This window comes from Tardiphaga sp. 172_B4_N1_3, from assembly GCF_052076035.1.
GTDB classification, from domain to species: domain Bacteria; phylum Pseudomonadota; class Alphaproteobacteria; order Rhizobiales; family Xanthobacteraceae; genus Tardiphaga; species Tardiphaga robiniae.
The window spans coordinates 3,375,067-3,387,967 of the sequence record NZ_CP197238.1 but is presented as its reverse complement, the minus strand read 5'-3'; the positions used below and the strand labels follow the sequence as shown (position 1 = coordinate 3,387,967).

General features: G+C 62.3%; 16 protein-coding genes. 10 read left to right on the top strand and 6 right to left on the bottom strand.

Annotated features, from left to right (window positions below):
* Window positions 1-2 precede the first annotated feature (2 nt).
* The 3 genes from AB7783_RS16020 to AB7783_RS16010 all read left to right on the top strand — a co-directional run bounded on the left by AB7783_RS16020 (window position 3) and on the right by AB7783_RS16010 (window position 3,374).
* The gene (locus tag AB7783_RS16020) at window positions 3-1,247 is read left to right on the top strand and encodes an acyl-CoA dehydrogenase (RefSeq protein WP_441278189.1); all 1,245 of its coding nucleotides are present in this window, start codon (window positions 3-5) and stop codon (window positions 1,245-1,247) included.
* Window positions 1,248-1,310: 63 nt separating this feature from the next.
* Window positions 1,311-2,552, top strand: coding sequence for an acyl-CoA dehydrogenase (locus AB7783_RS16015; protein WP_089265469.1), 1,242 nt, complete (start codon window positions 1,311-1,313; stop codon window positions 2,550-2,552).
* 144 nt (window positions 2,553-2,696) lie between these two features.
* Window positions 2,697-3,374, top strand: a complete 678-nt coding sequence (locus tag AB7783_RS16010) for a nitroreductase (protein WP_120291820.1) — start codon at window positions 2,697-2,699, stop codon at window positions 3,372-3,374.
* Between the two features lie 195 nt (window positions 3,375-3,569).
* On the opposite strand, the gene AB7783_RS16005 is transcribed toward AB7783_RS16010, so the two are convergent.
* Window positions 3,570-4,376, bottom strand: coding sequence for an enoyl-CoA hydratase/isomerase family protein (locus AB7783_RS16005; RefSeq protein WP_441278188.1), 807 nt, complete (start codon window positions 4,374-4,376; stop codon window positions 3,570-3,572).
* Window positions 4,377-4,576: 200 nt separating this feature from the next.
* Here AB7783_RS16005 and AB7783_RS16000 point away from each other — a divergent pair, with 200 nt between their 5' ends.
* The 4 genes from AB7783_RS16000 (at window position 4,577) to AB7783_RS15985 (ending at window position 7,245) form a co-directional block, all read left to right on the top strand.
* A complete protein-coding gene (locus AB7783_RS16000) occupies window positions 4,577-5,236 on the top strand; it encodes a Crp/Fnr family transcriptional regulator (RefSeq protein ID WP_089265467.1) in 660 nt (219 codons plus the stop codon).
* Between the two features lie 15 nt (window positions 5,237-5,251).
* The gene (locus tag AB7783_RS15995) at window positions 5,252-6,097 is read left to right on the top strand and encodes a DUF6537 domain-containing protein (protein WP_441278187.1); all 846 of its coding nucleotides are present in this window, start codon (window positions 5,252-5,254) and stop codon (window positions 6,095-6,097) included.
* Between the two features lie 170 nt (window positions 6,098-6,267).
* A complete protein-coding gene (locus AB7783_RS15990) occupies window positions 6,268-6,672 on the top strand; it encodes a DUF3307 domain-containing protein (protein ID WP_068735395.1) in 405 nt (134 codons plus the stop codon).
* Window positions 6,673-6,828: 156 nt separating this feature from the next.
* Window positions 6,829-7,245 (top strand): hypothetical protein, encoded by a 417-nt coding sequence (locus tag AB7783_RS15985; RefSeq protein WP_089265465.1) that lies wholly within the window; start codon window positions 6,829-6,831, stop codon window positions 7,243-7,245.
* An 11-nt stretch (window positions 7,246-7,256) separates the two neighbouring features.
* On the opposite strand, the gene AB7783_RS15980 is transcribed toward AB7783_RS15985, so the two are convergent.
* Both AB7783_RS15980 and AB7783_RS15975 read right to left on the bottom strand, forming a co-directional pair.
* Window positions 7,257-7,586 (bottom strand): YkgJ family cysteine cluster protein, encoded by a 330-nt coding sequence (locus AB7783_RS15980; protein WP_441278186.1) that lies wholly within the window; start codon window positions 7,584-7,586, stop codon window positions 7,257-7,259.
* Between the two features lie 60 nt (window positions 7,587-7,646).
* Entirely contained in the window at window positions 7,647-8,345 is a 699-nt protein-coding gene (locus AB7783_RS15975) for a helix-turn-helix transcriptional regulator (protein ID WP_441278185.1), read from the bottom strand.
* Between the two features lie 104 nt (window positions 8,346-8,449).
* Here AB7783_RS15975 and AB7783_RS15970 point away from each other — a divergent pair, with 104 nt between their 5' ends.
* Together AB7783_RS15970 and AB7783_RS15965 are read left to right on the top strand one after the other, a co-directional pair.
* Window positions 8,450-8,653 (top strand): hypothetical protein, encoded by a 204-nt coding sequence (locus tag AB7783_RS15970; RefSeq protein ID WP_093756851.1) that lies wholly within the window; start codon window positions 8,450-8,452, stop codon window positions 8,651-8,653.
* Window positions 8,654-8,711: 58 nt separating this feature from the next.
* Entirely contained in the window at window positions 8,712-9,437 is a 726-nt protein-coding gene (locus tag AB7783_RS15965; protein WP_441278184.1) for a glutathione S-transferase family protein, read from the top strand.
* 13 nt (window positions 9,438-9,450) lie between these two features.
* On the opposite strand, the gene AB7783_RS15960 is transcribed toward AB7783_RS15965, so the two are convergent.
* A complete protein-coding gene (locus AB7783_RS15960; protein WP_439072723.1) occupies window positions 9,451-10,077 on the bottom strand; it encodes a pyridoxamine 5'-phosphate oxidase family protein in 627 nt (208 codons plus the stop codon).
* Between the two features lie 124 nt (window positions 10,078-10,201).
* On the opposite strand from AB7783_RS15960, the gene AB7783_RS15955 reads away from it, so the two are divergent.
* The gene (locus AB7783_RS15955; protein ID WP_441278183.1) at window positions 10,202-11,101 is read left to right on the top strand and encodes a LysR family transcriptional regulator; all 900 of its coding nucleotides are present in this window, start codon (window positions 10,202-10,204) and stop codon (window positions 11,099-11,101) included.
* Between the two features lie 6 nt (window positions 11,102-11,107).
* Here AB7783_RS15955 and AB7783_RS15950 read toward each other — a convergent pair whose 3' ends face one another.
* A complete protein-coding gene (locus AB7783_RS15950; RefSeq protein WP_441278182.1) occupies window positions 11,108-11,527 on the bottom strand; it encodes a PaaI family thioesterase in 420 nt (139 codons plus the stop codon).
* 115 nt (window positions 11,528-11,642) lie between these two features.
* Window positions 11,643-12,815: a 4-hydroxybenzoate 3-monooxygenase gene (gene pobA / locus AB7783_RS15945; RefSeq protein WP_441278181.1), complete on the bottom strand. Its 1,173-nt coding sequence runs from the start codon at window positions 12,813-12,815 to the stop codon at window positions 11,643-11,645.
* Between the last annotated feature and the right edge of the window lie 86 nt (window positions 12,816-12,901).

Genomic DNA, 12,901 nt, shown 5'->3' with positions numbered 1-12,901 from the left:
CGATGAATTTTGATGACACCCCGCAGGAGGCCGCGTTCCGCGCCGAGGCGAAAGCCTGGATCGCGGCCCATGCGCCGAAGCAATATGAAGACGAGCTGAAAAAGGCCGCGCTCGGTCGCATCCAGATCAAGAGCGCAAATATCCTTGAAGTCGCAAAAGCCTGGCAGAAGAAGAAGGCCGATGCCGGCTGGGCCGTACCGCACTGGCCGAAGGACTATGGGGGCCGCGGCGCATCGCCCATCGAGCGGGTGATCTGGCAGCAGGAAGAGGGCGTGTTCGGCAAGCTCGGCGCGCTCTTCATTATCGGTCACGGCATGTGCGGCCCGACCATGATGGCCTACGCCGCCGAGGAGCATAAGCGGCAGTATCTGCCGCCGCTGGCGTCCGGCGAGAAGATCTGGTGCCAGTTGTTCTCTGAACCCGCCGGCGGATCCGACGTCGCGGGTCTCCGCACCCGCGCGGAAAAGGACGGTGACGACTGGGTCATCAACGGTCAGAAGATCTGGACCTCCGGCGCGCACTACTCGGATTACGGCATCCTGATCACCCGCACCGACCCGACTGTGCCGAAGCACAAGGGTCTCACCATGTTCTTCCTGGACATGAAGAGCCCGGGCGTGGAGGTAAAGCCGATCAAGCAGGCCAACGGTCAGGCCGAGTTCAACGAGGTGTATTTCACCGACGTCCGGATTCCCGATGCGCAGCGCCTCGGCGCTGTGGGCGACGGCTGGAACGTGTCGCTGACCACGCTGATGAACGAACGCATGGCGATCGGCGCCAATGTCGCCACCGGCTTCCCGGAACTGTTTGAGTTCTGCAACAGCCTGATGCTCGACGCCGGTCCGGCCATCGACGATCCCGCGGTGCGCTCCAGGCTCGCCCACTGGGCGGTGCGCGCCAGCGGCCTCCGTTACACCAGCTTCCGCGCCATTTCGGCGCTGTCGCGCGGCGAACGGCCGGGCCCGGAAAACTCCATCGGCAAACTCGTCGCCGGCGCGATGCTGCAAGATGTCGCGACCTATGCGCTCGATCTGCAGGGGGCGACCGGCGTGCTGAACGGGCCGGAGGATGCGGAGGTCGCCGGCAAGTTCCAGGCGATGCTGCTGCGCTCGCCTGCGACGCGCGTCGAGGGCGGCACCGACGAGATTCTGCGCAACATCATCGCGGAACGTGTGCTCGGCCTGCCGGGCGACATCCGCGTCGACAAGGACGTGCCATTCAACAAGATTCCGACCAAGGGACGATAACTGGCGGACAGGGTGGCTCGCTGCCCTGGTCGCAGTTTTTCTTTTTCGTAGAGGACGACTGCCATGAATTTCGATGACACGCCGCAGGAAGCCGAATTCCGCGCTGTCGCGCGCAAGTGGATCGATGCGAACGCACCGAAGGAGCTGGAAGCTGAGCTGACCAAGCCGTCGGCCAAGCGCGCCTCTGAGAAGCGTGACGCGATGCTCGATGTCGCCAAGGCCTGGCAGAAGAAGAAGGCCGATGCCGGCTGGGCCTGTCTGCATTGGCCGAAGGAATATGGCGGCCGTGGGTCGACGCCGATCGAGCGCGTAATCTGGCAGCAGGAAGAGGGCGTCTATGACAAGCTCGCGCGGCCCTTCGCCATCGGGCAGGGCATGTGCGGCCCGACCGTGATGGCCTATGCCTCCGAAGACCAGAAGCGCAAATATCTGCCGCCGCTGGCCTCCGGCGAGAAAGTCTGGTGTCAGCTGTTCTCCGAGCCCGCCGGTGGTTCCGACGTCGCTGGCCTTCGTACCCGCGCGGAGAAGGATGGTGACGACTGGATCGTCAACGGCCAGAAGATCTGGACCTCCGGCGCGCATTACTCTGATTATGGCATCCTGATTACCCGCACTGACCCGAATGTGCCCAAGCACAAGGGTCTGACCATGTTCTTCCTCGACATGAAGAGTGAGGGCGTCGAGGTAAAGCCAATCAAGCAGGCCAATGGCATGCAGGAATTCAACGAGGTGTTCTTCACCAATGTAAGGATCCCGGATAGCCAGCGGCTCGGCGCCGTCGGTGACGGCTGGAACGTGTCGCTGACCACGCTGATGAATGAGCGTATGTCGATCGGCTCCCGCGTCGCCACGGGTTTCCCGGAGCTGTTCGAGTTCTGCAGCAACCTGATGCTGGAAGACGGCCTCGCCATCGACGATCCCAATGTGCGCTCCAAGCTCGCAAGCTGGGCGGTGAAGAATTCCGGCCTGAAATACACCAGCTACCGCTCGATCTCGGCGCTGTCGAAGGGCGAGCGTCCGGGTCCGGAGAACTCCATCGGCAAGCTGGTCTCCGGCATGATGATGCAGGACATCGCGATGTTCGCGGCCGACCTGCAGGGCGCCTCCGGAGCCCTGGTCGGCGCCGATGCGGAAGCTGCTGGCGAATTCCAGGCGACGATCCTCGGTTCGCCCTCGATGCGCATTGCCGGCGGCACCGACGAGATCCTGCGCAACATCATCGCCGAGCGCGTGCTCGGTCTGCCGGGCGACATCCGCGTCGACAAGGACGTGCCGTTCAACAAGGTCCCGACCAAGGGACGGTGATATCTCTGCCCTCATCCTGAGGAGCGTGCCACTTGGCACGCGTCTCGAAGGATGGCAACAAACTCAAGAGCCAAGCCAGCTCATGGTTCGAGACGGCGCCAATTGGCGCCTCCTCACCATGAGGGACCGAGCCAGGATGTTTCCATGACTGACGCCATCTCCACTCTCGAAACCCTTCTCGCCGGCCGCTACTCCTGTCGCGCCTACAAGACCGAGCAGGTGCCGCGCGCCATCATCGACCGCATTCTCAATGCCGCGCAGAAGACCGCGTCGTGGTGCAACAGCCAGCCGTGGCAGGTCACGATCACGTCGGGTGAAGCCACCAAGAAGTTTCGCGACGTGCTCTATCCTGTCGCGGCCGCGGGCACGCCGAATTCGGGCGACTTCCCGTTTCCGCGCGAATATCGCGGGGTCTATCTGGACCGCCGTCGCGAAAGCGGCTTCCAGCTTTACAACACACTGGGTATCGCGCGCGGCGACAAGACGGCCTATGCCGAGCAGGCGTTGCAGAACTTCAACTTCTTCGGCGCGCCGCATGTGGCGATCATCACGTCGGATGAAGCGCTCGGGGTCTATGGCGCAGTGGACTGCGGCGGCTATGTAAACAATTTCATGCTGGCTGCGCAGGCGCTCGGCCTCGCGACCGTGCCGCAGGCTGCGCTGGCGTTTCACTCGGCCGTGGTGCGCCAGCATTTCGGCATGAGCGACGACCGCCGCGTCGTTTGCGGCATTTCGTTCGGCTATCCGGACCGCGAGCACAAGGTCAACAGCTACCGAACGAACCGCGCGCAGTTAGGCGATGTGGCGACGTTTGTGGAGTGACTCTGCTCACTTCCCTCTCCCCCAGCGTAGCGAAGCTGCGCGCCGTGGGAGAGGGTGGATCGAACGCGAAGCGGTCGAGACGGGAGAGGGGCTGCCACGAGCTCCGAGCTTGGCTACCCCTCTCCCGCCGTCGCTTCGCTCAGGTACCCTCTCCCGCAAGGGGAGAGGGGAAGAAAAGTGCCACGGGCTTAACGTTTAAAACCTCGGCGCCCGTTTCTCCGCGAACGCCTTCGTGCCTTCCTTGATCTCATCGCCCCGCATGCTGTCCCGCGCGCGCTGATCGGCGGCAGCCTCGTCCAGTTCACCGCGGGCGAATTCGTTGATCGCCTGCTTCATGCCGCGCATGGCGATCGGGGCGTTGCCGGCCAGAATCATGGCGAGCTTGTCGACTTCCTCGTCCAGCGCCTCGGTCGGCACCATGGCGGTGAGGTAGCCGATCCGCAGCAGTTCGCTGGCTTCCAGCTTCTGCGCGGTGAGAAACAATCGCTTGGCGTTGTCGACCCCGAGCCGGCTCACATAGCGTTTGATGCCGCCCTTGTAATAATGCAGCCCGAGCCGGGCGGCCGGCATGAACATCTCGCAGGTGTTGACGCCGATGCGGAAGTCGCAGGCCAGTGCCAGGTCGGTGGAGCCGCCATAGACGCCGCCATTGAGCCGGCAGATCGTCGGGAGCGCCAGGTCCTCCAGCCGGTTTGCCACGGACTCAAAGGCCGATCCGGACGAACCTTCGGCCACGGGCTTGGGCGCGCTGGCAGCCCGTTCGGAGATCGCATTGAGATCGAAGCCGGCGCTGAAAGCGCGGCCGGTGCCGGTGAGCACTAGCACCCGGACGGCGCGATTCGCCTCTACGCGATCGAACAGCTGCATCAGGGTGTCCAGGTCGAGCTGGGACAGCCGGTTCAGCTTCTGGGGGCGGTTCAGGCGGATGGTGGCGCGGGGGCCGTCGATGGTCAGAATGGGGGGCGAGGACTGGTCAGATGCGGTTTCCGTCGTTTCCGACATGTTGTTCTCCTTTGGGATGCGAGCGACGGTGCCCGCACCGGCGGATCGCGTCAATCTGCGCACGACTCCGTGATTTTTGCGGGTCGCAACACGGGCTATTTTAACCAGATGGGCTATATTGCGGCTGCAAAGGCCCGGTCATTCGCGCTTCATAGTCGCGGAGGACGGTGCGGCCGTTCCTGGAAACCCGGTTTGCTCCCATGGATATGTCCTATCTCCATCACTTTGGCAGCGCCGCCGCCACGATCTTCGTGGTCGCGACCGCCACGATGCGGACGATGATTCCGCTGCGGGTGTTTGGCATCATGGCCAATGTCCTGCTAATCGCGATCTCGATCCCGACCCACAACTATCCGACCATGGCATTGCATGCGGTACTGCTGCCGCTCAACATCTACCGCCTGCGCCAGATGCTGCAATTGGTCCAGGATGTGAAAAAGTCGGTGAACTCGGACCTGTCGATGGAATGGCTGAAGCCGTTCATGACCAAGCGTCCCTGTAAGGCCGGTGAGGTGTTGTTTTACAAGGACGAGAAGGCCGAAGACATGTTCTACATCGTCAGTGGCCGTTATCGTCTCGTCGAATCCGGGATCGAATTGCCGGTCGGCGCCATTGTCGGTGAACTCGGCATGCTGTCGCCCTTGAACGAACGCACCCAGACGCTGGAATGTATCGAGCCCGGCATGGTGCTCAGCGTCAGCTACAGCCAGGTCGAAGAGCTCTACGTGCAGAATCCGGAATTCGGTTTCTTCTTCCTGCGTCTCGCCAGCGCGCGATTGTTCGAGAATATCGACAAGCTGGAAGCGCGTCTGATGAAGCAGGACGCGCCCGCATTGCCCATGGCGCCGCAGCACGCATAAGCATCAGGACGTCCCGTGGCAGGTTTCATCAACGTCATCCGCTCCACGCTCGCCGAGCTGGCGAACAGGAGCGAACCTGCAGCGCCGGTTTTGCCGGTGGGGCTGCCGGCTGCGGTGCGTCCTGTGGCGGAAGATGGCGTGGCCCTGTTGATCAACTATCAGAGCGCAGTTTACGCGCAGCTCTACAGCGACCGGCTGCGTCGCTTTGTCGGACGGCGCAACGTCAGCGACGAACTGTTTAGCGAGATTGCGCGGCTGCTCACGATGCGCATGAGCTATCACGATCCGATCCGCATCGCGCAGCTCAAGCTGCAGGAACCCGTGATGCCCGGCCGGCCGCCCGTCGTCGACAGGCGGCGTTTTCGCCTCGACGAGTTGGTGTCGGCATTGCCGGAGATCGTCGGCGATCCCCTGATGTGGGCGCTCGAGCGCATCTATTGTGCGCATCGCACGGTGCCGATCCGTTTCAGCAAGGCGAGCATCTGGGGCATCAAGCGCCTTGAGTTCGAATCCTGGCTGCGACGTTGGCGCCTGTTGTCGACGCGTTATGAAACCGAGCGCGTCTGGGTCGAACGCTGGCTGCACATGATTGATCGGGCACTGACCAAGCAGCCGGACGCGGCAATGGCCATCGTGCAGACGGCAACCATGATCGAAGGTTACGGCACGGGCTATCGGCAGGGCATGGCCGCCTGGCATCAGATCATCGACGGACTAGCCAAGCCGGCTTTCGATGGGACGCTGGTGATTGCCGACCTGGCGGACGCGATCACGCGTGCTCGTGCGGTGCCGCGCGATCCGAAAGGTGACCAATTACGCAAGGCGATCGGCGAGCTCCGGGCGCATGCCGTTCTGAACTAGCGAGAAAGTGGAGCGTGCGCAGTGTTTTCCCGTCCAGGCTGGCTCTGCAGGAAGCGGTGGGTTTTCGGTTCCGCGGCGTGCATTCCCGGTTTCGGAGTGTCATAAATAGGGCGAGTGATCGGGCCGGCTAAGCGGGCCAGCCTGTCGTGACCGGTGAGAGGGACGTCAGCTTGTTGTTTCCTGCAATGTCGTCGTCGATTGCTCTGGGCGGGCTCGTCGGGTGGATGCTCGTCCTCACCGTCAAGCACGTGATCGCTGATTTCCTGCTGCAAAACGCCTGGATGGCGATAGGCAAGGATCAACGGACCGGATGGGCGCTGCCGCTGCTGGCGCATTGCGCGATCCATGGCGTGCTGACGACGCTGTTCATTGCCGTTGTACAACCCAAGCTCTGGTTCCTGGGACTGGTCGACTTCGCGATCCACATCACCATCGATCGGCTCAAGGGCATCTGCGTATCGCATTTCGGTGTGACGCAGGGCCATCGCTGGTTCTGGTGGCTGATCGGCATCGATCAGGCGCTTCATCACCTGACCGACTTCTTCCTGGCCATCTTCATCGTCGCCAACAGCTGATGCGCGTTTGAACGCATCGAGTTCCAATGTGGCGGTAGCAGGGCACGGCTGCCACATTTCAAACTGTTACTCAAGAGTCGCACGCGGCCATTAAGGCTGTTGGTTAACCCTGCGTTAGGAAATTCAACCGCATCCTCATTAACGAGGAGAAACCCCATGCGGTCCAGCCGTCAAGCTTTTGAGAACGATTTTTGCCCCGTCGAGGAAGATCTGCTCGGTGCAATGTATCGTGCAAATGAAAATGGCCTGCCCCATCTCGTGGCCAGCGTTTCATCCGATGTCCGCGCGATGCTGGCTCTGTTCTGCTATCGCCGCAGCCATCTGCACGCTCTGGCGATCTCGATCGCATCGAGCTGCAGCGAGCGTGAGCTGATCGAATTCGGTGGCCGCGTTGGTTCCACGCTCTACGCGCTGTCACACGACACGGCCGTGGCGCGTCCTTCGGTGTCGGCCTATCACAACCGCAAGGCCATCACGCTGTCGACCAAGCCGCTCTCGACGCTGGCGCCGATGGATGATGATCTCGACGACGAGCTGGATGACAAGGAACTCGCTTACACCGTCACGGCGTGAGCTGACATCAACTACTCTGCGGCTGCCAGAATTGGCAGCCCGTGCCGGCGTCGCGCCATGGCGCATTCGGGATCGCCGGGCATGCAGGTCCGGCACACGTCCGGCCTCACAGCATAAATCCCGCAGGCTGTTGCCTCTCCAACCTTTCCGGTCAGCGCGCTGCAGCGGTCTCCGTCGCAGCGCATTCCCGATTCCCGATCGTTGACATATTTGGCCGGGATCAGATCGAGATCGGCATCGTCCTCGATGGTGAAACGCGGCCAGTTGCTGGAATACGAACAGCACGCACCACAGGCCTGGCACGGGCTGGCTTCGCTGATCGTGGTGGCATCGCTTGTCATGCCGCGGTTTATCCCGATCGGACCGGTTTCGCCAGCCGTGCAGATGCAGGCTCGGCTGTTTCAGGTATCCTGTGGCCGCTCCCAGCTCAGCGTCTTGCGCCATTTGCTGCGCAGCGTTTCGCGTCGCTCCGGATACTTCTCATCGAGAAAATGCGCCTCGATCGCGCGGTCGGTTCGAAAACTGCGGAAATCCTTGCGAAGCTCGCACCACGCCGCCAGCAGCCGCACGGCTTCCAGATAGCCCACCGCGATCGGCCAGACGATGCGCTCGCTGTCGCGACCGGCTTCGTCCCGGTAAAGCAGCCGGACCTTCTTACCCGCATGAATATGCGCGCGCATCTGCACCATATCCATGCTGTCGGCGGTGCCGCGGAAATGCGGCCGCGCGCGGCTCGCGGGTTCCAGCACGAAGGGGCGCAAGCGCTCGGGCACGGTGTCCGCGACCTTCGCAATGAGATCCTGTGCGGCCTTGGCCAATGCCGGATCGGCGTGCCCCATCACCCATTGCGCGCCGAGCACGGCGGCTTCGATCTCGTCGGGTGTCAGCATCAGCGGCGGCATGTCGAAGCCGCGTTCGAGGATATAGCCCATGCCGGCTTCGCCGCGGATCGGGACGCGTTGCGCCATCAGTGTCGCGATGTCGCGATAGATCGTGCGCTTGGACGTTTCCAGTTCGGCGGCAATGGCGTCCGCCGTCAGCGGCTTCCGCGTGCGCCGGAGTACCTGAATGATCTGAAACAGGCGGTCTGCGCGTCTCATCGTCGTCTCTCTGTCCGTGTTGGTCCGCTGTCGATGCTGACAGCATGTTGGCAGCAGGGGGCAGTCATACAGGGTCCAGGTTCAAACGAACGAAGGATTCTGCAATGACCGCTTTCGATAGCCTCGCCGTCTTTTCGCATGATGACCGGCTCTGGCGCATCCGGGCATGGCTGCTGGAACGCGCCATTCTCGCCCTGTCGGGAGACCTCCGCTGGGCCCTGATCGGGCTCGGCTGGCGCATGGTCTCCACCGCGGCGGTCCAGGCGCGCGCTTGGGTCGCCGGCGTCATCCGGCGTGACGGCTGCTGACACCACGGTGGCAGCAGCAACTGCCTAATCTCTTGTCCTTATCACTTGGAGAAACCACATGATCGTCCTTCACGGCGCAGGTGCAGGCTTTGGCCTGCCGGAAATCAGCCCTTTCGTTACCAAGACGGAAGTCCAGCTCAAGATGGCCGGCTTGCCCTATGGGAAGCAACCGGCACGGCCGCAGGATTCGCCGAAAGGGCAGATGCCCTATATCGATGACGGCGCTGAGTGCATTGCCGACTCCACCTTTATCCGCGCCTATATCGAACGCAAATATGACGTCGATTTCGATAGGGGTCTCGATCTCGCCCAGCGCGCTCAGGCCTGGGCGATCGAGCGGATGATCGAGCATCACCTCTACTGGTCGCTGGTCGGCGTGCGCTGGGTCGATGCCGATAATTTCGCCAAGGGACCGTCGCATTTCTTCGACGGCATTCCCGAAGCGCAGCGCGACGAGATTCGTGCATCCGCGCGCAAATCCGTCATTCAGAACCATCTGGCGAATGGCCTCGGCCGGCATCCTGCCGATGAGGCGCTGCAACTCGCGGATCGTTCGCTGATGGCGCTGTCGGTGCTGCTGGCCGGGAAGTCTCACTTGATGAGCAACCACCCGGCGGGTGTCGATGCGACCGCATTCGGCGTTCTGGCCGGGATCATGTCGCCGTTGTTTCCGTCACCCCTGCAGCGTCAGTTGCACCGCTACGGCAACCTCGTCACCTACGTGGATCGGATGATGGCAGAGTATTATCCCGAACACGTCTGGCAGTGCAGCGTCGCGGCGTGACGCTCTACTGCCCTCAATGCGGCGACGCTGAGTCCTTCAGCGTCGCTAGCTCGGCTTCCAGCTCCGCAATCCGCGCATCGCGCGCTGCCAAGACTGCGGCGACATCGGCGGCATCGAATTTCTGCGGGATATGCTGCGGACAATTGGTATCCCATGCAGCGATCGTGAACAGGATGACCTGCTCGGGCTTCGCACGATAACCTTGTGGCATCAGCGATCGCATCAAGGCCGGGTCGTCCTCGACCACCCGCGCGGTGCCCCAGAGCTTGACCCGGCGGCGATGCGCGTAATCCATGATGAAGATGTTGGCCTTTGGATTCTCGGCGAGATTGCCCTGGGTGATGTATTGCCGATTGCCGCTATAGTCCGCAAAGGCCAGCGTCTGCTTGTCGAGGATCTTCACGAAGCCCTTCGGTCCGCCGCGATGTTGCATATAAGGCTGGCCGTCAGCGCTGGCGGTAGCCAGAAAGAAGCTGTTCGCCTCGGCGAGAAACGCTGCGAGATTGTCGTCGATCTCGGTGCGCCAGCCGCCGTTTTCCTCGACATGCGCATAGCCGGAACGCGACCCCTTGCGGGTCTGGATCGCCTTGACGGTCGGCGTGAACGCAATGTCGCTGGAATAGGTGTGGATGTCTGACATGACTTACTCCCTGATTGGAGCTCGGAACGGGATACGTCTCCGCTAGCCCCAAAGTGGCTCTTTCCTCGCATAAGAACAATCATCGGAATTGACACTTCATTATTGCGGGATATGAAATGGTTCGATGGATCGCATCGAAGCCATGACCGTCTTCGTCGCCGTGGCGGACCTGCAGGGGTTCGCGCCCGCGGCCCGCAAGCTCGGACTCTCCGCGTCGGCGGTCACCCGCATGGTGGCGGCGCTGGAGGAGCGCCTTGGCGCCCGCCTGCTGCAGCGGACCACGCGCTCGGTGATGCTGACCGATGTCGGCGTGCGCTATCTGCAACGAGCGCGCCAGATTCTCGCGGATATCGAGGAAGCCGAGGGCTCCGCGCAGGCCGAACGCGCCAGGCCGACCGGGCGTCTGGTCGTCTCGGCGCCAGTCGGCTTCGGGCGGCTGCATGTGACGCCGCTGATCTCGGCCTATCTGCAGCGCTATCCCGATGTCTCGGGTGAATTGCGGCTGACCGATCGCATGGTAGGCCTGGTCGAGGACGGCATCGATGTCGCGGTGCGGATCGGCGATCTCGCCGATTCCAGCCTCGTGGCGCGCAACCTCGGCACCATGTCGCGCATCGTGGTGGCGTCGCCGGATTATCTGGCGCAGCGCGGCCAGCCGACGGCACCGGAGGATATCGCAAAGCACGACACGATCCAGTTCGGTTCGATCGCGTCCGCGCCGGAATGGCGCTTCGTGCGTGATGGCCGGGATGTTCGCATCACGCATACGCCGCGCTTCATCACCGACGTCGCCGATGCCGCCATCTGGCACGCCGAGCACGGTGGCGGCCTGACTCGCGTGCTGGCCTATCAGGCTGCGGAGGGGCTGGCGGCGGGACGGCTGAAGCGCGTGCTGACGAAGTTCGAGCCGCCGGTGGTGCCGATCCACATCGTCTATCCGACGTCGCGGTTGCTATCGGCTAAAGTGCGCGTCTTCATCGACCTCGCCGCCGAAACCTGCCAGTGGGATTTCAGCAAGCGATAGCCATCGCTACGTTTTTGGTGGCGCGACGCTGAACGTGCCGTTGGCCCGGGCGCACGGCTCGCCGTCTGCCGTGATTAGTGCCTGCGCAAAGCAGAGACGTTTGCCGGTCTTGATGACCTCGGTGTCGATCTGCAGCCATTGCCCGATCTGCGCGGAACCGAGAAAATCGGCGGACAGATTAACAGTCACCAACCGTGTGCCGCCGCCGAGTACATGGCCGCAACTCAGGCCCATCGCATTGTCGGCCAGCGCCGTGATCAGCCCGCCATGCGCCATGCCGCGCGAATTGGTATGCGCTTCAGCAATGCGGAGGCCGAGGATGACATTGGTCTCCGTCACCTTTGAATAGATCGGCTCCCACGGTGCGGCGAGGGGGCTCTTGCGATAGTGTGGCGCGAAGCCGTGGGGGATAGCGGTGTCGGTCATGGCGCATCCATCTGGATTGTGTGCGCCATAGAAACGAAAGCACACGCAAAGGACAGGCCAACAAAGTTTCAAACAACCTTTTCCGGCCGTTTAAAACAACGCGGCGCCTACGATCCTAATACGGCAGTCCCACATAATTTTCCGCCAGCGACGACGTCGCGACATCCGAATGTACGACATAATCCAGCTCGGCCTGCTGCAGCTTGGTGCCGAAACCGTCATTGTCGGGGAAGCGATGCATCATCGAGGTCATCCACCACGAGAAACGCACCGCTTTCCACACGCGCTTCAGCGCGATGGCCGAATAGAAGTCGAGACCGCTCGAGGATTTCTCATCGTAGAATTCGCGCAGCGCCATCGACAGGTAATGGACGTCAGAGGCCGCGAGGTTGAGACCCTTTGCGCCGGTCGGCGGCACGATGTGGGCGGCGTCGCCAGCGAGGAACAGCCTGCCGAAGCGCATCGGTTCCGCGACAAAACTACGCAGCGGCGCGATGCTTTTTTCCAGCGATGGGCCGGTGATGAGGCTTTCGGCGGCCTCCGTGTCGAGGCGACGGCGCAACTCGTCCCAGAACATGTCGTCGGTCCAGTTCTCGACTTTCTCGTCGAGGGAGCACTGGACGTAATATCGGCTGCGCGTCATCGAGCGCATCGAGCACAGCGCGAAGCCGCGTTGGTGATTGGTATAGATCAGCTCATGCGACACTGGCGGCGTATCCGAGAGCAGGCCGAGCCAGCCGAACGGATAGACGCGCTCGAAAGTCTGCATGGCGGACGCCGGAACGCTCTGGCGCGAGACGCCGTGGAACCCATCACAGCCGGCAATGAAATCGCAGGCGATCTCGTGGCTTACGCCGTCCTTGACGTAGCGGACGCGGGGGCTTGTGCCGTCGAAATCATGCAGCGAGACATTGTCGGCGTCATAGACCGTGGTCAGCCCTGCCTTGTCGCGGGCATCCATCAGGTCGCGGGTGACTTCCGTCTGGCCGTAGACGGTAACGCCCTTACCGCCGGATGCCTTCTTCAGGTCGAGGCGGTGGCGAATTCCGCCGAACAGAAGTTCGATCCCGTCATGGATCAGGCCTTCGTGATGCAGGCGCTCGGTAATCCCCAGCTTTTCCAAGAGGCCAACGGTGCCCTGTTCGAGCACGCCGGCGCGGATGCGGGCGAGGACATAGTCCCGATCCTTGCGCTCCAGAATAACGTTATCGATCCCATAGGCATGCAATAGTTGCCCTAGCAACATTCCAGCCGGACCAGCTCCAATGATGGCAACTTTTGTTCGCAACGCTTGCTCCCGCGGTTGATATAGGCTCTGTCGTCCGACTGAGTTGACAAGTCAAGCGGGGTCGCGACACTGGCTCCGCAACGCGT